Genomic DNA, 18,423 nt, shown 5'->3' with positions numbered 1-18,423 from the left:
CGGTCGTCGGCCGCCGCCTCTGGGTCGGCGAGCGGACCGCCACAGCGACCGTACGCGCTCTCATGGACCGGTACGGCGCACGCAGTCCCACTGGAGCCGCCCCGAAGGCAAGATGTCCGCGGGTGGATGGCGGTGACGGGTTTGGGCGCGTCCGGCCGGACGCGGCGGCGTACCGTGCCGTGGGTACCGCCGGGCCCGACCGGCCGATCGGCCCGCGTCGCGGCAGGCAGCCGTGACGCCGTCGCCACCCTGACGGACGCCGGCCACCTCGCCGTCCAGACGGACACCCGCCACCTCGCCGTCCTGACGGGCGTTGGCCGCCTCGGCGCCCGTCGGGTGAGCCTACCCGGCACGCTTGAAGGCATCGCGCCGTCGGCAGACCGGACGGCCGTGGTCAGGAGGTCGTCCGCTGGGACGATCACGACAGGAGGTCGCGCCAGCGCCGGCCCGACTCCAGCGTGTCCAGGCCGATCCGCTCCAGGTATGCTCCGCCCTTGGCCAGCCGGCGCCCCACGGGCGTGTCGAGGCCGAACGTCTCCCCCGCCGCCTTCGCCAGCTCCGCCGCCTCCAGGGTCTGCCGCGAGCTGGTCACGATCGACTGGTACCAGGAATTGTCGTCGACCGTGTAGATGTCGCGACGCCGCCGCGGATCGCGCTCGCGCCCGATCAGCCCCTGCTGAATCAGGTAACCCACCGCCATGGAGACCGAGGCAGGGCTTACCTTCAGCCTGCTCGTCAGCTCGGCCGCGGCGAGTCGGCCGTCCTCGCTCAGCCACAGGGCGACGAGCACGCGCGCCATCATCTTCGGCAACCCCATCCGGACCGCCATCTCGATGACCTCGTCCCCCAGCTCGCCGTCCGGCGGCCCGGCCGCGAACCGGAGAGCCGGCGTGCCGCGCCGCGCCCGCCGCTCCGTCGCCCGGTGCGCCTGCTCGGGCCGGTAACCGCCGGGGCCGCCGTTGCGGCCGACCTCCCGGCTGATCGTCGAGGTCGGCCGGTCCAGCCGCCTGGCGATCTCGGCGTAGGAACGCCCTTCGGCGAGGCCGGCCGCGATGCGCTGGCGGTCCCGCTGGGTCAACCTTCCTTGTGACATGACGCCATTGTTGCGTTCGCGGCCACTCAGTGCAACGAATCATTGCGTTCGAGTCCAGCGTCATTGCATCAATTTGCCTACTCTCACCTGCACATACGGATTCCATTGATTGCAGCTCTTTTGAATGCAACGTAGCTTTCAGAGCATGTCGAACACGTACTATCGCGATGAGCCGGTCAGCCCTTCCCTCGACCGCGCACCCGCCTGCCCCTTCGATCCCGCTCCCGAGGTCACCGCGCTGCGTGCCGAGCAGCCGATCGCCCGGCTGGCCGCGCCCGAGGGCTCCCCCGGCGTCTGGCTGGTCACCGGTTACGGGCTGGTCCGCCAGATCCTCGCCGACCCGCGTTTCAGCTCCCGCTACGAGACCCACTACTACCCGCAGATGGGCGGGTACCTGCCGCCCGCCCCCGCCGGCGACCTGACCGGCATGGACGCGCCCCAGCACACCCGCTTCCGCAAGCTGCTGGCGGGCAAGTTCACGGTCCGCAGGATGAACCTGCTCACCGAGCGGGTCACCGAGATCACCCGTGAGCGGCTCGACGCGATGGAGCGGCAGGGGCCGCCCGCCGACCTCGTCGAGGTCTTCGCCCAGCCCATTCCCGCGCTGATGATCTGCGAGCTGCTCGGCGTGCCGTACGAGGACCGCGAACAGTTCCAGACCGCCACGCGAACCCTCTCGGACGCCGTAGAGCCCGAGGCGCAGTACACCGCGTTCATCGAGCTCGGCGACTACCTCCGGACGCTCGCGCTCGCCAAGCGCGCGAACCCGACCGACGACCTGCTCAGCGACCTGGCCACGGCAGGCGACCTGACCGACGAGGAGCTCGGCGGCGTGGCCGCCTTCCTGCTCGGCGCCGGCCTCGACACCACCGCCAACATGCTCGCGCTCGGCACCTTCGCCCTGCTGCGCGACCCGGCCCAGCTGGCCGCCCTGCGCGACGACCCCGGCCTGGCCGCCGGCGCCGTGGAGGAGCTGCTGCGCCACCTGTCCATCGCCGCCATGGGCATGCGCGGCGTGCTGGAGGACGTCGAGCTCGGCGACAGGCAGCTCAAGGCCGGCGACACGGTCATCATCGCGCTCAACGCCGCCAACAGGGACCCGGCCAAGTTCTCCGACCCCGACGTGCTCGACCTGCGCCGCTCGGCCACCGGGCACCTGGCCTTCGGCCACGGCGTCCACCAGTGCCTCGGCCAGCAGCTCGCCCGCGTCGAGATGCGCGTCGCCTTCCCCGCGCTGCTCACCCGGTTCCCGACGCTGCGGCTCGCCGTACCGGCGGAAGAGGTGCCGCTGCGCACCGACCCCTCGCAGATCTACGGCGTGCGCAACCTGCCCGTCACCTGGGACCGAGGGTGACGACTGTGCGGACCATCGAACCTGCCATCTCGGTGGCGGGACTGCGCAAGTCGTACGGCTCGCACCGCGTACTGGACGGCATCGACCTCACCATCCCGCAGGGCACGATCTTCTCCCTGCTCGGCCCCAACGGCGCGGGCAAGACCACCATGGTGCAGATCCTGTCCACCCTGATCAGGGGCGACGCCGGCGAGATCCGGGTGGCCGGGCACGACCTGGCCCGAGAACCCGACAAGGTGCGCGCCGCGATCGGCGTCACCGGCCAGTTCTCCGCAGTCGACAGCTTCCTCACCGGCGAGGAGAACCTGCGGCTCATGGCCGACCTGCTCCACCTCGGCCGCTCCAGGGGCCGTGAACGAGCCCGCGAGCTGCTGGAGCGCTTCGACCTCACCGACGCCGCGCGCAAGCCGGCGGTGTCCTATTCGGGCGGCATGCGGCGCCGGCTCGACCTCGCCATGACCATGGTCGGCACACCCAGGCTGATCTTCCTTGACGAGCCGACCACCGGCCTGGACCCGCGCAGCCGCCGCACCATGTGGCAGATCGTCAGGGACCTGGTCGGGCAGGACGGCGTGACCGTCTTCCTGACCACGCAGTACCTGGAGGAGGCCGACGAGCTCGCCGACCGCATCGCGCTGCTCAGCCAGGGCGAGCTGGTGGCCGAGGGCACCCCGGAGGAGCTCAAGCGGCTGGTCCCCGGCGGCCACATCGTCGTGCGCTTCGCCGACGCCGACGGCTACCGCAGGGCCGCCCCGCACGTCGGCGCCACCTCGCGCAACGACGCGGCGCTCACCGTCCAGATCCCCGACTCCGGTGGTGTCAGGACGCTGAAGAAGCTCCTGGAGTGGCTGGACACCCAGGCCATCGACGTCGCCGAGCTGTCGGTGCGCACACCCGACCTGGACGACGTCTTCCTCTCCCTGACCAAGGAGCCCTCCCGATGAGAGCGATCATCGACTCGGCGACGATGCTGCGCCGCCAGGTCACACACATCTGGCGCTACCCCTCGCTGATCTTCACGTTCGCCGCCGTCCCCGTGGTGTTCCTGCTGCTGTTCGTGTACGTCTTGGGCGGCACCATGGGCGCGGGCATCGGCGGAGGCCGCGCCGCCTATGTCGGCTACCTCACCCCCGGCATCATGATCACGGCCATCGCCGGTGCCGCGCAGGGGACCGCGATCTCGGTGGCCACCGACATGACCGAGGGCATCATCGCCAGGTTCAAGACCATGGCCATCGCCCGCGTCTCGGTGCTCACCGGGCACGTGCTCGGGGCGATGGTGCAGACGTTCATCGCGATCGCGGCGGTGACCCTTGTGGCCGTGCTGATCGGCTTCCGCCCGTCGGCCTCCGCGCTGGACTGGCTCGGTGTGGTCGGCGTGCTGGCCATGTTCACCTTCGCCATCACCTGGCTGTCGGTCGCGCTCGCGCTGGTCTCCAAGAGCGTCACCACGGCCAGCAACCTGCCGATGCCACTGATGCTGCTGCCGTTCCTCGGCAGCGGTTTCGTACCGACCGAGTCGATGCCGAGCGGGTTGCGCTGGTTCGCGGAGCACCAGCCGTTCACCCCTGTCATCGAGACGCTGCGCGCGCTGCTGGCCGGTCGCCCGGCCGCCTCCAGCTTCCTGGAGGCAGCCGTCTGGAGCGCGGGCATCGCCCTGGCCGGATATCTGTGGGCACGCAGGCTGTACAACCGATGAGCTCCGCCCACAGTCGTGCACGCCGACCTCGCTGTCACTCCGGCTGATCGATGGGGACGGCTCCTCAGCTCCAGGTGACGGTCCCGCATCTGGGTACGGGTGGTGGTCCGCATCTGGGCGTGTGTGGCGGTGCGCATCTGGGTGCGTCCGATGGTGCCGCCGACCCGGGTGGCGGGACTTGTCGGCCGTCCACGACGGCCCGCGCGCCGTCCCGCCGACGATCCGGCTGCCCGCCGTCAGAGCGGTGGCCAGGGCAACCACGGGCGTGGCTCGAGACCGCCACCGGGTCACCCCACGCCGAACCGGCCGTCGCATAGTCCTGCCCCACCCCGCCCCCGGGGTGACAACGACAAGGGTGGCGGCGGGGCGTCATTTAATCGGTTGCGAGGGCCGTACGTGGGCCGGGATACTCGGGACCGAGTTGATCGCTTGGCAGCGGCTTGACCATGATCGCCGCGCTGTGCCGCGAAGGGAGGGTGAGACCGTGATGACGACTGTTCGCGTGCCGTTTTCCGCGTCCTCAGACCTTCCCACCGCGCACTCGCTGACCTGATCGACGAGCCGGTGGGCCTCACACCTGGAGCAATCCCACCGTGCCCAAGCACTCGCAGCACCGCACCCGTGGCAAGTACGCCCTCGACGCCGACGACCTCGAATGGCTGGAGAGCACTCCCGAGACCGACGACGGACCGCCCGAGGGTGACCGCTGGTCCACCTGGGACCAGAGCACTCCCACGGAGAAGGGGCCCAAGCCGTACCCCGACTGGCTCGTCACCGAGCTGGCCGCCGTCGACACCGAGCACGGCGTGCTCAAGACCGGCAAGGAAGCCGACGTCCATCTGATCTCGCGGGGGGTGCCCGGCACGGACCGGGTCTGCCTGCTGGCCGCCAAGCGCTACCGCTCCTCCGATCACCGGCTGTTCCACCGTGATTCCGGCTACCTGGAGGGCCGCAGGACCCGCGAGAGCCGCATGAACCGCGCCATGGCCAACCGCACCGCGTTCGGCAAGCAGGTCATCGCCGCCCAGTGGGCGGTCGCCGAGTTCGGGGCGTTGTGCCGGTTGTGGGAGCTCGGGGTTCCCGTGCCGTACCCGGTGCAGATCGTGGAGACGGAGATCCTGCAGGAGTTCATCGGGACCCGGGACGGTTACGCGGCGCCGCGGCTGGCGCAGGTGTCCGACGACCTGGACGGGCTGTGGGAGCAGCTCGTGGCGGCCATGGTCACGCTGGCCAGGGAGGGGCTGGCCCATGGGGACCTGTCGCCGTACAACCTGCTGGTCCATGACGGCAGGCTGGTGATCATCGACCTGCCGCAGATCGTGGACGTGATCGCCCACCCGACCGGCCCCTCGTTCCTGGACCGGGACGCCCACAACGTCGCCACCTGGTTCGCCGCCAAGGGCGTCCCGGCCGCCGACCCGGACTCCCTCGCCGCACTCCTCCGCAAAGAGGCCGGCCTGTCCCTGTGATCGATCCCGGCTCTCGTCCCGCCGCTCGACCTTCTGCAACGCGCCGCCGCGCGGATGGCGACGCAGGACGGCCGGATGGCGGCGCGGGGCGGCTGGAAGGTGCCGTGGACGCGGGGTGGCGGTCCCTCGGGTGCCAGGGTGGAGGTGGCAGCTCCCGGGGGATGGGTTACGGCGCCAAACGCGGGGCCGGAGTGGCGCGCCGCCGCCGGCCGCTGGGGCGCGGAACACCGCAGGTCGGCCGCTAGGCCGCGGGACACCGCGTGCCGGTCGGTCGCTGGAGCTCGGGACACCGCAGGCCGACCGCTGCACCACAGGGCTGCGCACCATCCCCGACCGCCGGATCGCGGGATACCGCGTGGCTGGCGCTGGGGCGTGTGGGTTGCGTGTGTTGTCGGTGGTGGGGGTGACGTGCGGGGGCGTCGGGCTGCCGATTGTTTACACAGGTCGTAGGTATATTGGCCCCGATATACGACGAGGAGGGCCGTCATGCACGATGCCGTCGTCCACCCCAGCGGCGCTCGCATCCGCTGGGTAGAGCTGCCGGGTGCGGAGCCGTCGCGGGTCTACGTGCACGGTCTCGGTGCGACCTCGGCCCCCTACTACGCCGAGGTCGCCGCGCACCCCCTCCTGCCGCAGCACCGTTCCCTGCTGATCGACCTGCTCGGGTTCGGGATCAGCGACCGCCCCCGAGACTTCGCCTACACGCTCGAGACCCATGCCGACGCCCTGGCCGAAGCGTTGCGCAAGGCGGGGGTCGCCGGGGCGTCGGTGATCGCCCACAGCATGGGCGGCGCGGTGGCGATCGTTCTCGCCTCTCGTCATCCGGAGCTGATCGCCAATCTGGTGCTCGTGGACGCCGACCTCGACCCCAATCCCCCGGCTTCCGTCCGGCCGGGTGGCAGTGGCATCGCGAGCTACACGGAGGAGGCGTTCGTGTCGCACGGGTGGAAGGAGGTGCGCGAACGCGTGGGGCCGCACTGGTGGTCCGCCATGCGGCTGGCGGACCCGCGCGGGCTCCACCGTACGGCCGTCAGCCTGAGCGCGGGCACCACGCCCACCATGCGCCGGCTCCTGCAGGACCTCCCGATCCCCCGCGCCTTCCTGCACCCGGAGGGCGAGCCGCCCGAGGACGCCGACAGCCTGCGGGCGAGCGGGGTCCGGGTGGTCGGCGTTCCCGAGTCGGGGGACAGCATCATGCTCGACAACCCCGAGGCCTTCGCCCGCACTCTGGCGGATTTCCTCCCCTAGCCCGACGCCCGGCGGCCCCAGCCCAGCGCCCGGCAGGCGGCCGAAGTCGCGCGCCCGGCAGGCGCCCGCCCGATGGCATGCGTACAGAAGGCGCCTCTTCCTCCGTACGAGGAGGAGGCGCCTTGCGGGCGTTACTTGATGCCGGCCTCGCGCATGTCGCGGAGCTCGCGCTTGAGCTCCTTGATCTCGTCGCGCAGCCGCGCCGCCACCTCGAACTGCAGGTCGGCCGCCGACTGGTGCATCTGCTCGGTCAGCGACTCGATCAGCGACTCCATCTGCGCCCGCGGCATCTCGCCGGCGATGGCCTTGGCGTGCTGGCCGGCCTGCCGCGCGCCGAAGCCGGGCACCGGAGCCTTGCCGCGCGACTGCTGGCGGCCGCCGCCCAAGAGCCGGTCGGTGTCGGCGTCCTCGCGCTGCAGGGAGTCGAGGATGTCGGCGATCTTCTTGCGCAGCGGCTGCGGGTCGATGCCGTTGGCCTCGTTGTAGGCCATCTGCTTGGCCCGCCGCCGGTTCGTCTCGTCGATCGCCCGCTCCATGGACGGCGTGATCTTGTCGGCGTACATGTGGACCTGGCCGGACACGTTACGGGCGGCGCGGCCGATGGTCTGGATCAGCGACGTCTCCGAGCGCAGGAAGCCCTCCTTGTCGGCGTCGAGGATGGCCACCAGCGACACCTCGGGCAGGTCGAGGCCCTCGCGCAGCAGGTTGATGCCGACGAGCACGTCGAACTCGCCCGTGCGCAGCTCCCGCAGCAGCTCGATGCGGCGCAGCGTGTCGACCTCGCTGTGCAGGTAGCGCACCCGGATGCCGAGCTCCAGGAGGTAGTCGGTGAGGTCTTCGGACATCTTCTTCGTCAGCGTGGTGACCAGCACGCGCTCGTCGCGCTCGGCCCGCTGGCGGATCTCGTGGACCAGGTCGTCGATCTGGCCCTTGGTCGGCTTGACCACGATCTCGGGGTCGACCAGGCCGGTCGGGCGGATGACCTGCTCGACGACCTCGCCCTTGGCCCGCCCCAGCTCGTAAGGCCCCGGCGTGGCCGACAGGTAGACGGTCTGGCCGATGCGCTCGAGGAACTCCTCCCACTTCAGCGGCCGGTTGTCGAGCGCCGACGGCAGCCGGAAGCCGTGCTCGACCAGCGTGCGCTTGCGGGAGGCGTCGCCTTCGTACATGGCGCCGATCTGCGGCACGGTCTGGTGGGACTCGTCGAGGACCAGCAGGAAGTCCTCGGGGAAGTAGTCGAGCAGCGTATTGGGCGCGCTGCCGGCCTCGCGCCCGTCCATGTGGCGCGAGTAGTTTTCGATGCCGGAGCAGGTGCCGATCTGCCGCATCATCTCGATGTCGTACGTCGTGCGCATCCGCAGCCGCTGCGCCTCCAGCAGCTTGCCCTGGCGCTCCAGCTCCTCCAGCCGCGCGGCCAGCTCCGCCTCGATGCCTCCCACGGCGGCGGCCATGCGCTGCTCGCCCGCGACGTAGTGGGAGGCGGGGAAGATGTAGAGCTCCTCGTCCTCCGTGATCACCTCGCCGGTCAGCGGGTGCATGGTCGAGAGCTTCTCGATCTCGTCGCCGAACATCTCGATGCGCACGGCCAGCTCTTCGTACTTCGGGATGATCTCGATCGTGTCGCCCCGGACCCGGAACGTGCCCCGGGTGAAGGCCAGGTCGTTGCGCGTGTACTGCATGTCGACCAGGCGGCGCAGGAGCTGGTCGCGGTCGACGTCCATGCCGACGCGCAGCCTGGCCATGCGGTCGACGTATTCCTGCGGCGTGCCCAGGCCGTAGATGCACGACACGGAGGCGACCACGATGGTGTCGCGGCGGGTGAGCAGCGAGTTGGTCGCCGAGTGGCGCAGCCGCTCGACCTCGTCGTTGATCGAGGAGTCCTTCTCGATGTACGTGTCGCTCTGCGGGACGTACGCCTCAGGCTGGTAATAATCGTAATAAGAAACGAAATATTCGACCGCGTTGTTGGGCAGCATCTCCCGCAGCTCGTTGGCGAACTGCGCGGCGAGGGTCTTGTTGGGCTGCATGACCAGCGCGGGCCGCTGCAGCCGCTCGATCAGCCAGGCGATGGTGGCGGTCTTGCCGGTGCCGGTGGCACCCAGCAGCACGTTGTCCTTCTCTCCGGCCTTGACGCGGCGCTCCAGCTCGGCGATGGCCGTGGGCTGGTCGCCGGAGGGAGTCATCTCGGTGACGACCTCGAAGGGCGCCACCTTCCGCTGCAAATCTGTGACCGGTCGCATGGTGCCACTGTAGGCGTCCCGACCGACAGAAAGGGTCGCGCCCCCTCTGACCTCCGCCGCCGGGGTCCCCGCGCCCCGGCGACGGTTACCGGTCAGAACCAGCCGCGGTGGCGGGCCATCTGCTCCAGGCCGCGCTGCAGCGCCCCGTCCGCCGAGTGCGGCGGGTCGTCGTAACGCACGGTGAAGCGGTTGTACGCGTCGTGGCTGGAGGTCAGGAAGCCGCCCCGCTTGTCGGCCTCCAGGATGACGTCCATCTGCCGCGCCCCGGCGATGAACGTCAGTTCGAGCTCGTTGAAGTGGCGCCGCCACTGCCCGCCCGCGTAGTACTCGATCTCCTGGAAGAACGGCATCGTCGAGCCGTACAGCGTGCCGCGCTCCAGGTCGGCCTTCTTGAACCGGAAGCCCAGCCGGTCGAGCGCGGCGATGACGTGGTCCTGCGCGGGCAACGGGCTCACGTACAGCGGGTCGAGGTCGCCCTTGTCGAGCGCGCCCGCCAGCGCCAGCTCCGTCTGGACGCCCAGCTTCATGCCGTGCAGCGGATGCCCGGCGATGGCGCTGATCGGCGTCTCCCAGGGGACCTGGATCTCGAAGGGCTGCTGGTGCTGCGCGCCCGCGGCGAGCTGGAACGTCCCGGCGACCTGCTGGCGCAGGAAGCTGTAGGCCGTCTTGTACTCGTTGTCGCCCGACTCGACCTCGACCACCGCGGTCAGGTCGATGTGGATGCCCTCGACCTTGTAGTCGGAGTTGCCGCCACGGAAGTGGACGACGCCGCGCAGGATCTCGCCGGGACGCACGCCCGTGTTGGTCAACACCGTGTCTACCTCGACGCCCGCACCGAACGCGGCCATCAATTTGCGGAACACCATGGGGTTCTCCTAAGCGGAAGGTGTCTGGCCGTTCACTTGACCCGTGCCCGAGATGCGGGGGAGCAACTGGGCAAGGAGGAGGGTGGAGAGCGCGGAGTCCGACTGGCCCTGCTGGGTGCGTACGACCAGCGGCTGGGGGGCGTTCTCCGCGAGTTTGGCGCCCACGTCGAGGCGCCTGCGGGCCAGCTCGTACTGCAGCACGGCCCGGTTGTCCCGGTACGACTCGGCCAGCCGGCGCAACGCCTTGGCCTCGTTCTCGGCGGCGGTCAGCTCGGCCCGGCCGCGCGCCTCGATCTCCCATGTCACGCGCTGCGCCTCGGTCTCCTGCTCCTCCAGCATGCGCGCCACGTCCTTGCGCGCCGTGTTGTGGGCGGCCTTGACCTCGACGACGCGGGCGTCACGGGTCTTCTTGGAGCGCTCGATCTCCATCAGCAGGGTGTCGATGCGGCGCTTGCGGGTCAGCTCCCACTCGCGCTCGTAGGCCGAGAGCTCCTTGGCCACCTTCTCGCGGGTGGCCAGGTGCTGCTGGTACTGGTCGGGCAGCTGGACGTCGGGGATGTTGGCGCCCGTGATGCGCACGCCGTACCGGCCGAGCTGGCGGTTGAGCGCGTCCTGCATGTCGCCGACGTCGGAGCCGCGCAGGTCGTACGCGCGCTCGGTGTTGACGCGGCGGCTGCGCTGCCTGATCGCGTCCTGCACCGCGCTGGAGAGCACGAGGTCGAAGTTGCCCGCGCCGATCGTGCGGACGAACGCGACGGGGTCCACGATGCGGAACTTGAGGAAGAACTCGATCGACTTCAGCGGCACGTTCTCGGCCGTGGGGCAGGCCACGATCGGCGCCGAGTACGGGATCTCCGTGGAGGTGTCGACGACCGCGTCCACCCGGTCCCACGGCAGCCACAGGTAGTGGCGGCCCGGCGGGAGGGTGCCGGTGATGGCGCCCCAGCGGCTGCGTACGCCGGTGGTGCCCTCCTCGATCTCGATGATCGCCTTGCGCCACATCGTGACCATGGCCACGACCAGGAAGAACAGCGCCAGCAGCGCGGCGATCAGGGTGAGGTCGGTCAGGGCCGCCATCCCGGCGAAGTACAGCCCCAGGAACACCAGCGCCATCCAGGCGAAGCCACGCCGGTCCTTGGGGATCACGACGGGGACGAGCTGGCCCTGCTCGCCGCCCCGCAGGAGCTGGCGGATGTCGCCCCAGGAGGCCAGCGACTCCTTGATCTTCGAGAATTCGCGGCTCATGTCAGATCTCCCCCTTCCCGGGCAGCAGGCGTTCGACGGTGCGCTCCAGTTCCGCGTCGGGCTCCGGCGCCGCCTGGGGCTCGGTCACATCGGCGGTGGCCTTCTTGAGCAGGGCGGCGATCTCGGCCTCGCGGCCCTGCACGCGGGAACCGATCTCGTCGAGCCTGGACCGGATGGCGGCCATGTCCTCGGCGGAGAACAGCGCCGCGTCCTTGCCGCCCACCAACTGCTGGGCCAGGGCCAGGAAGTCGATGTCGGTCTGCTCGCCCACCTGCACGACCTGCGGCAGCCTGGTGGCGACGGACTCCAGCTTGTTCAGCAGGTCCTGCTGGAAGCGGTAGTCGAGGATCTCGGGCGCCTCCGCGGCCGACAGCGCCCTGATGTCCAGCGCCTGGGCCTCCAGGAGCGCGGCGTTGGCGTTGGCCGTGGACTCGGCCTCGACCAGGCGCTGCCTGGCCTGCGCGGTGGCCTGGTGGCTGGCGCGTTCGAGGGCGGTGTCCATGCGGGCCTGGTAGCCGGCGATCTCCGCCTGGATGGCGCTCAGCGTCTCCTGCAGCCCGGCCAGCTCCTTGACGAGGTCGCCCTCGTTCTGCTCCTTGCGCAGCTGCAGCTCGTACTCGTAGGTGTAGGCCTCCTTGGCGACCCGGACCATCTCGGGGGCGGCCAGGTCCATCCGGTATTCCTGGCTGGACGGCTCGGCGTGCGTGATGTTCACGTCGGTGAGCCGTACGGCGGGCAGGAACTGCTGGTTGAGGCTCTCCAGCATGCCCAGCGTGCTCTCGCCCACCAGGTCGTAGATCTCCTCGGCCCGCTGGGCGTAGATGAGGGAGCGGGTGACCTCGCTGATGGCGTTCTGGAGCTTGGACTGGAAGCCGCTGACCGAGCCGAGCACGAAGATGAACTCCGCCGGGTTCTCGATCCTGAACTGCAGGAACAGGTCCACGCTGGCCTTGACGCCCTGCTGCGTCGGCGCCTCGCTGATCGGCGCGTTGAACGGGTACTCGCGGGTGGTGTTGACGATGTAGCTGACCCGCTTCCACGGGTTGAACAGCGTCACCCGGCCCGGGTCCGCGATGTGCACCAGCTTGCCGAACTGGGTGATCAGGGCCTTGCAGCCCTCGGGCACCATCACCACGCTGCGCCGCCACCACAGGAACGCGGCCGCCAGGACCAGCACCACCCAGTAGTGCGGGCCGAAGAACAGGTCGGTGTTCGGGATGACGTTGCCGAGCGCGCCGATCAGGCCGAGCACCACCAGGATGCCCAGCGGCACGATCACCTTCGCGGTGCTCCCCTTGGGGATCACCACCGGGGAGATGACGTGCATGCCGTTCTCGGTGAAGCTGCGGTTGACGATCTCGCCGGCCTCGTTCAGCGAGGCCGACCTGGCCTCGATGGCCGTGCCGACCGACGCGCCGCCGTCGCGGGCCGCGGCGAAGTCGTGGGGGTTCAGCGCGAAGCCCCGGGCCTGGCCCGCGAACTGCCCCGCCTGGTCGACGACCTGGCCCATGGCCTGCCCCATCGCCTGCCGCATGTCACCCCCTTGGGCAACCGCTTGGGCTATGCCCTGACCTGCCTGGATCAGTGCCTCTCTGGGTCGTGACATCGAACCTTCCTTTTCCGCTACAGGCGAATCCGACCGTATCGGGTGCGACTTACTGTTCGCTTGCAATGGATGTCATATGTCTATTGCGTCCCGTAGTAGGTGTGCTATCTATGTAGTAGACCTACTATCTGGAGAATTGATGGATGCGGTAAGAGAGCTCGCAGGCGGTCTCGACCCGGGCCAGACCGCCGCCGCCATCGAGGTCGACGGCCTGCACATGGCGTACGGCCACAAGGAGGTCCTCCGGGGCGTCGGCTTCACGGTCGCACCCGGCGAGGTGATCGCCCTGCTCGGGCCGAACGGCGCGGGCAAGACGACGACGATCGAGATCCTGGAGGGCTTCCGGGTGCCCTCCTCCGGCTCCGTCCGCGTGCTCGGCACCGTGCCGGCCCGCGGCGACGAGCGCTGGCGGGCCAGGCTGGGCGTGGTGCTGCAGTCCTGGCGCGACCACGGCCGCTGGCGGGTGCGCCAGCTCCTCCACCACCTGAGCCGCTACTACGAGCCGTACGCGGTCCCGGGCCGGCGGCCGTTCGACATCGGCGAGCTGATCGAGGCCGTCGGGCTCGGCGAGCACGCCGACCACCGGATCAACCGGCTCTCCGGCGGCCAGCGCCGCCGCCTCGACGTCGCCATCGGCATCGTCGGGCGGCCCGAGGTGCTCTTCCTCGACGAGCCGACGGCCGGGTTCGACCCGCAGGCCCGGCGCGACTTCCACGACCTCGCGCACCGCCTGTCGGACCTCGACGAGACCACCATCCTGCTCACCACGCACGACCTCGACGAGGCGGAGAAGCTCGCCGACCGGATCCTCATCCTGGCCGGCGGCAGGATCGTGGCCGACGGCAGCGCCGACCGTCTGTCCCGCGAGGTCTCGCGCGACGCGCAGGTGCGCTGGAGCCGGGGCGGCGAGCAGTTCGTGCACGCCACGCAGGACGCCACCGGGTTCGTGCGCGAGCTGTTCGCGCAGCACGGCACGGAGATCGCCGACCTGGAGGTGCGGCGGGCCACGCTGGAGGACACCTACATGGCGATCGTGCGTCAGGAGGAAGCATGACCCCCACGCTGCACGCCGCCCGGCTGGGCCTGTCCCGGGGCTGGATCGAGTTCAAGCACTCGCTCACCAACCCGCCGAACCTCGGGGGCATCCTGGCGGGCACCGCGGTCCTCGTCGTCGTGCTCTACTTCCAGCGCGACGCGAAGTTGCCCGGCACCGGCCTGTCGCTGGCGTCGGCCTCCCTGCCGGGCACGCTGGCCTTGATGGTCCCGCTCAACGGGCTCCTGGGCATGGTGGGCTCGCTGGCCCTCGAGCGCGAGGACGGCACCCTGCTCAGAGCCAAGGCCCTGCCCCAAGGCATGGTGGGCTACCTCGTGGGCCGGGTGACGATGCACTCCATGTCCACCCTTTCCGCTCTGGTGGTGATGCTCGTCGCCGGGCTGTTCTTCGTGCCCGGCCTGCTCGGGATCGGGCCGGGCAAATGGCTCGCGCTGGCCTCGTTCGCACTGCTGGGGCTGCTGTCCGCGCTCCCGCTCGGTGCGATCATCGGTTCCCTGGTCGGCAGCCCGCAGGGCGCGGGGGCGCTGTCCATGATCGCCATCGGCGGTCTCACCGCCATTTCGGGGATCTTCTACCCCATCACGGCGCTCGCCGGGTGGCTGCAGGGCCTCGCCCACGTCTTCCCGCTCTACTGGCTCGGCCTGGGCATGCGCTCGGCGCTGCTGCCCGACTCGGCCGCCGCCGCGGAGATCGGCGGCTCGTGGCGGCCGGTGGAGACCACGCTCGTGCTGCTCGCCTGGGCCGTGGCGGGGCTGGTGTCGGCTCCCCCGATCCTGCGCCGGGTGGCCAGGCGCGAGTCGGGCTCGCTGATGGAGGCCCGCCGTCACCAGGCGATGCAGCGGCTGACCTGAGAAGATACGCGCTGATGAGCGAGACCGTCTACAACCGCATCGCGCTGCTGCGCGCAGAGCGGAACGTGACCCGCAGGCAGCTGGCCGACGCCCTGGGGGTCCACTACCAGACCGTCGGCTACCTGGAACGGGGGGAATACAGCCCGAGCCTCTTCCTGGCGCTGCGGATCGCCGAATACTTCGAGGTGCCGGTGGAGGTGGTCTTCTCGACCAGCCCGTTCCCCCGGATCGGGGAGCGGACCGCCTGACCGCGGCCGGGGCGCGCGGTCAGGCAGTCGCCACGGCCAGGAGGTGAGCGCTGACCCCCAGGAGCGACGGCTCCGACTCCAGCCTGCGGGCGGCGTCGAGCAGCAGCTCGCGCCGCTCGTCGTCGTCCAGCCACTCGTCCACGTCGCCGTAGAGCCAGAAGGCGCCCTCCAGGCCGTAGCGGTCGGGACGCGGCAGCCCGGCGTCGGCGAACTCGTCCAGGATCTCCTCGAGATCGTGGAGGTAACCGCGGAACCCGCCCGGCCTGGGCGAGATCATCACCCCCGTCTCCAGGCCCCGGTAGTCGGCCGTCCGGTACTCCTCGTCCACGAAGCCGCCGCGGTAGACGCCGTCGTGCACGCTCGCGTACCGGCTGATGAAGGCCGCCACGACCGGCCCGCCCGGGCGCACGGCGCGCTTGGCCTCGGCCAGGGCGCGGACGCGGTCGGCCCGTTCGGGCAGGTGGTAGAGCGGGCCGAGCAGCAGCGCCGCGTCGGCCCGGCCGGAGGGGACGGGCAGGTCGCGGGCGTCGCCCAGACGGGCGCTCACCCCGGGCAGCGCGGACGCCTCCCGTACGTGCAGCGGCACCGGGTCGATCAGCTCGACCTCGTAACCGTCGGCGGCCAGCCACTCGGCGTGCGCGCCGGTGCCCCCTCCCACGTCGAGCACCCGCGCGGGCGCCGGCGGCAGGACGCGGCGCAGCACGTCACGCGTGCGCCAGTACTCCAGCCGGTCGCGCCCCCGCCGCAGCCTGGTCAGCTCGCCGCCCTGCTCGTAGTAGCCGAGCACTTCGGGATCCATGATCATGCGAGCCGATGCTACCCACGGGAGCCGTTCGGGTTCGAGGCAATAAAGCTCCCTGGCTCTGGGTGTACTGGTGGTCGCTTGGCGCGGTCGTTACCATGACCTCGGGGACTGAATGATCGTCGAACGGCGGGGCGAGCGATGACACGGTTCGTGGCGGCGGTGAAGCAGGTCGCCCCATGGGCTGCGCAGAACGCCGACGGGGCCATCGCGCTGGTGCTCGCGATCGTGATCGGCGTCGTGGGCGTCATGCCCAACGAGATCGTGCCCGACGAGGTGCAGTCCCAGCTGGTCAACGCCGCGACCTTGGTCATCATGGCGCTGGTGGCCACCGCGCTGCTGCGCGACCGCGCGCGCCAGGCCCCGGTCGAGGAGACGATCACCTCGGGCGCGCTGGCCGAGCTGCCCGCGCGCCTGGCCCGCCTGCAGGAGATCGAGTCGCTGGTCGGCAGCACCCGCAAGGCCCTCGACGCGCTCCAGCTCGTACGGGTGCTGGGCAGCAGCCAGGAGATCGCCCAGTCGCACGCGGAGGCGCGCAAGGACACCCACCGGTGGAGCTTCAAGGGCGGCACCGGCACCTACCTGCGCGCGGTCACCCTGCCCGAGTGCGTCGCGGCGGCCCGCAGGGACAAGCGCCACCTCACGGTCAGGGTCGAGGTGATCGACCCGTCCAACCTGGAGGTGTGCGAGACGTACGCCCACTACCGCCGCTCGCTGTCGGACGCCCCCGACGGCACCGGCGAGACGTGGACGACCGACCGGGCCAGGAAGGAGTCGTACGCGACGATCCTGGCCGCCTTCTGGCACCGCCAGCGCTACGGACTGCTCGACATCGCGGTGGGCCTGTCCTCGACGATGACCACGTTCCGCTGGGACGTGTCGGCCACCCGCCTGATCATGACGGTCGAGGACCCCAACAAGGCGATGACCGCGCTGGCCGGCACGTTCTACTACGAGAACTGCGACACCGAGCTGCGGCTCAGCTTCGAGCAGGCGCGGCGAGTGCCGCTGGAGATGTACAAGAAGGTCCCGTTGAGCGACGAGCCCACCATCGAGGAGGTTCAGGAGCTGTTCGAACGCGTCGGGATCCCGCTGCCCAAGGCGTACAACGGCCGTGACGTCGTCGACATCGCCCGCAAGGCGTTGCGGGCGATGGACCCCTACGGTGAGCCGCTTGATCGAGCTGGTGCGTGATGAGCCATCACGGCGTCCACCAGCGGGTCATCGGGGGCGAGGCCAGGGCCTGGGCGCTGGAGACGCTCTCGTCCGGCGGCCTGACGGCGGTGCGCCACCCGCTCGGGTTCGTGTGCCTGCCGCTGGAGCGCGACGGCGGCGAAGGGGTGTGCCTCCACCTGTGGTCCGACTCGTTCGCGCACGCCGAGAGCACCACCTCGCAGATCCACTGCCACAGCTGGGACCTGGTCAGCCACGTCCTCTACGGCCAGGTGCGCAACGTGCACGCGGTGGTCACCGACGCCGGCCGGGACGCCACGCACCGGGTCTTCGAGGTGGTCAGCGGGGCCGACGGCGACCGCATCTCGCCTACCGGTCGCACCGTGCGGCACGCGACGGGCCTGGTGGAGGTCTTCGGCCCCGGCGACACGTACACGCTGGCCGCCGACCGCTTCCACAGCAGCGTCGTGCCGGAGGGCGGCGAGGCGGCCACGATCGCGCTGGGGCGGGGCCGGCCGGGCAGCCGCGACCTGTCGCTCGGGCCGCTGGGCGGCGGGCCGCACCACGTGGCCAGGCAGCCGCTGGACGCCCGCGAGACCGAGCTGGCCGTACGCCTGATCACCGCTCACCTGACCTGAGAGGCATCCGATGGACCTGGATCACGCCCGCACGGTCGCCGTCGAAGCCGCCGAGGCCGCGGGGGCGCTGCTCCGGGAAGGCATGAGCGGCGTGGTCGGTGTCCGGGCCAAGGGCGAGGCGGGCGACGTGGTGACCGACCTCGACCTGGCCTCGGAGAAGCTGCTGCTGGAGCGCATCCTGGCGGCGTACCCGTCGCACACGGTGATCGCCGAGGAGTCGGGGCTGGTGGGGGCCGCGGGCGGCGAGTGGACGTGGCTGGTCGACCCGCTCGACGGCACCAACAACGTGGCGATCGGCCTGCCCGCCTACGTGGTGGGCGTGGCGTTGTGCCGGGGCGGGCGTCCCGTGCTGGGCGTGGTGCACGATCCCGTCTCCGACCGGACGTGGTCGGCCGTCCGCGGGCGGGGGGCGCTGTCCGCTCCGGCGGGGTCGTCCTCCGGGGTACGCCTCGCGCCCCCGTACGCGCCGAGCCCGCACGGGCCCCTGCTGGCCTGGACCCAGGGCTACGGCGTGACCAGGGACGACGCGACCGCACGCGCGCTGCGCACGGCGCTGGAGCTCAACGCGCGGCGGGTGCTGCAGCTGTGGGCGCCGCTGCTGGCGTGGGCGATGCTGGCGCGCGGCGACATCGACGGCATCGTGGGCTACCGGGCCGAGGCGGTGGACCTGCCCGCGGGCGCGCTGCTCGCCCGGGAGGCCGGCATCGAGATCAGGGCGCTGGACGGCGGCCCGTTCGAGGAGTGCATCGACGGCACGGCCGACGACCGCAGCTTCGTCGCCGCCCATCCCCGGGCCGTCCCCGGGCTGCTCGCCCTCCTCCGGCCCGAATGAGGAGA

Annotated in this window: 17 protein-coding genes; 11 read left to right on the top strand and 6 right to left on the bottom strand. The window is 70.9% G+C overall.

The features are described 5' to 3' along the window. Positions 1-418: 418 nt before the first annotated feature. Positions 419-1,093 (bottom strand): helix-turn-helix domain-containing protein, encoded by a 675-nt coding sequence (locus tag AB0L65_RS54460; protein WP_364264061.1) that lies wholly within the window; start codon positions 1,091-1,093, stop codon positions 419-421. Positions 1,094-1,238: 145 nt separating this feature from the next. Between AB0L65_RS54460 and AB0L65_RS54455 the strand changes: the two genes are divergently transcribed. The 5 genes from AB0L65_RS54455 (at position 1,239) to AB0L65_RS54435 (ending at position 6,863) form a co-directional block, all read left to right on the top strand. Beyond that, positions 1,239-2,447: a cytochrome P450 gene (locus AB0L65_RS54455; protein ID WP_364264058.1), complete on the top strand. Its 1,209-nt coding sequence runs from the start codon at positions 1,239-1,241 to the stop codon at positions 2,445-2,447. A gap of 5 nt (positions 2,448-2,452) precedes the next feature. After that, positions 2,453-3,391 (top strand): ATP-binding cassette domain-containing protein, encoded by a 939-nt coding sequence (locus AB0L65_RS54450; RefSeq protein WP_364264055.1) that lies wholly within the window; start codon positions 2,453-2,455, stop codon positions 3,389-3,391. Then, positions 3,388-4,146 (top strand): ABC transporter permease, encoded by a 759-nt coding sequence (locus AB0L65_RS54445; protein ID WP_364264052.1) that lies wholly within the window; start codon positions 3,388-3,390, stop codon positions 4,144-4,146. The genes AB0L65_RS54450 and AB0L65_RS54445 overlap by 4 nt, the downstream gene beginning before the upstream one ends. Before the next feature lie 593 nt (positions 4,147-4,739). Beyond that, the gene (locus tag AB0L65_RS54440) at positions 4,740-5,615 is read left to right on the top strand and encodes an RIO1 family regulatory kinase/ATPase (protein ID WP_364264049.1); all 876 of its coding nucleotides are present in this window, start codon (positions 4,740-4,742) and stop codon (positions 5,613-5,615) included. A gap of 486 nt (positions 5,616-6,101) precedes the next feature. Continuing rightward, complete coding sequence (locus AB0L65_RS54435) at positions 6,102-6,863, top strand: alpha/beta fold hydrolase (protein WP_364264046.1); 762 nt, start codon at positions 6,102-6,104, stop codon at positions 6,861-6,863. Positions 6,864-6,994: 131 nt separating this feature from the next. Here the strand turns inward: AB0L65_RS54435 and uvrB are convergent, their stop codons facing one another. The 4 genes from uvrB to AB0L65_RS54415 all read right to left on the bottom strand — a co-directional run bounded on the left by uvrB (position 6,995) and on the right by AB0L65_RS54415 (position 12,820). Then, positions 6,995-9,103, bottom strand: coding sequence for an excinuclease ABC subunit UvrB (gene uvrB / locus AB0L65_RS54430; RefSeq protein WP_350726360.1), 2,109 nt, complete (start codon positions 9,101-9,103; stop codon positions 6,995-6,997). A gap of 92 nt (positions 9,104-9,195) precedes the next feature. After that, a complete protein-coding gene (locus tag AB0L65_RS54425) occupies positions 9,196-9,969 on the bottom strand; it encodes a sporulation protein (RefSeq protein ID WP_364264043.1) in 774 nt (257 codons plus the stop codon). 9 nt (positions 9,970-9,978) lie between these two features. Next, positions 9,979-11,214 carry an SPFH domain-containing protein gene (locus AB0L65_RS54420; RefSeq protein WP_350726356.1) on the bottom strand — a complete coding sequence of 412 codons (1,236 nt, stop codon included), beginning with the start codon at positions 11,212-11,214 and terminating at the stop codon, positions 9,979-9,981. Position 11,215: 1 nt separating this feature from the next. After that, the gene (locus AB0L65_RS54415; RefSeq protein ID WP_364264040.1) at positions 11,216-12,820 is read right to left on the bottom strand and encodes an SPFH domain-containing protein; all 1,605 of its coding nucleotides are present in this window, start codon (positions 12,818-12,820) and stop codon (positions 11,216-11,218) included. 139 nt (positions 12,821-12,959) lie between these two features. Here AB0L65_RS54415 and AB0L65_RS54410 point away from each other — a divergent pair, with 139 nt between their 5' ends. Genes AB0L65_RS54410 through AB0L65_RS54400 form a run of 3 tightly spaced genes read left to right on the top strand, consistent with a single transcriptional unit; the run spans position 12,960 to position 14,973 of the window. Next, positions 12,960-13,874 carry an ABC transporter ATP-binding protein gene (locus tag AB0L65_RS54410; RefSeq protein ID WP_364264037.1) on the top strand — a complete coding sequence of 305 codons (915 nt, stop codon included), beginning with the start codon at positions 12,960-12,962 and terminating at the stop codon, positions 13,872-13,874. Then, positions 13,871-14,725, top strand: a complete 855-nt coding sequence (locus tag AB0L65_RS54405; protein WP_364264034.1) for an ABC transporter permease — start codon at positions 13,871-13,873, stop codon at positions 14,723-14,725. The genes AB0L65_RS54410 and AB0L65_RS54405 overlap by 4 nt, the downstream gene beginning before the upstream one ends. A gap of 14 nt (positions 14,726-14,739) precedes the next feature. After that, on the top strand, positions 14,740-14,973 hold the full coding sequence (locus AB0L65_RS54400; protein WP_355191877.1) for a helix-turn-helix transcriptional regulator: 234 nt from the start codon (positions 14,740-14,742) through the stop codon (positions 14,971-14,973). 19 nt (positions 14,974-14,992) lie between these two features. On the opposite strand, the gene AB0L65_RS54395 is transcribed toward AB0L65_RS54400, so the two are convergent. Continuing rightward, positions 14,993-15,778 (bottom strand): class I SAM-dependent methyltransferase, encoded by a 786-nt coding sequence (locus AB0L65_RS54395; protein WP_364264031.1) that lies wholly within the window; start codon positions 15,776-15,778, stop codon positions 14,993-14,995. Between the two features lie 138 nt (positions 15,779-15,916). Between AB0L65_RS54395 and AB0L65_RS54390 the strand changes: the two genes are divergently transcribed. The 3 genes from AB0L65_RS54390 to AB0L65_RS54380 are packed head-to-tail and all read left to right on the top strand — an operon-like array spanning position 15,917 to position 18,418. Next, positions 15,917-16,969 (top strand): hypothetical protein, encoded by a 1,053-nt coding sequence (locus tag AB0L65_RS54390; protein ID WP_364264028.1) that lies wholly within the window; start codon positions 15,917-15,919, stop codon positions 16,967-16,969. Beyond that, a complete protein-coding gene (locus AB0L65_RS54385) occupies positions 16,969-17,586 on the top strand; it encodes a hypothetical protein (RefSeq protein ID WP_364264025.1) in 618 nt (205 codons plus the stop codon). The genes AB0L65_RS54390 and AB0L65_RS54385 overlap by 1 nt, the downstream gene beginning before the upstream one ends. Before the next feature lie 10 nt (positions 17,587-17,596). Beyond that, positions 17,597-18,418 (top strand): inositol monophosphatase family protein, encoded by an 822-nt coding sequence (locus tag AB0L65_RS54380; protein ID WP_364264022.1) that lies wholly within the window; start codon positions 17,597-17,599, stop codon positions 18,416-18,418. The last annotated feature ends 5 nt before the right edge of the window (positions 18,419-18,423 follow it).

Origin of the sequence: Nonomuraea sp. NPDC052116 (assembly GCF_040680035.1) — a bacterium.
Lineage (GTDB): Bacteria > Actinomycetota > Actinomycetes > Streptosporangiales > Streptosporangiaceae > Nonomuraea > Nonomuraea angiospora_A.
Note: the sequence above shows the minus strand (reverse complement) of the source record. Positions and strands in the feature narration are given on the sequence as shown.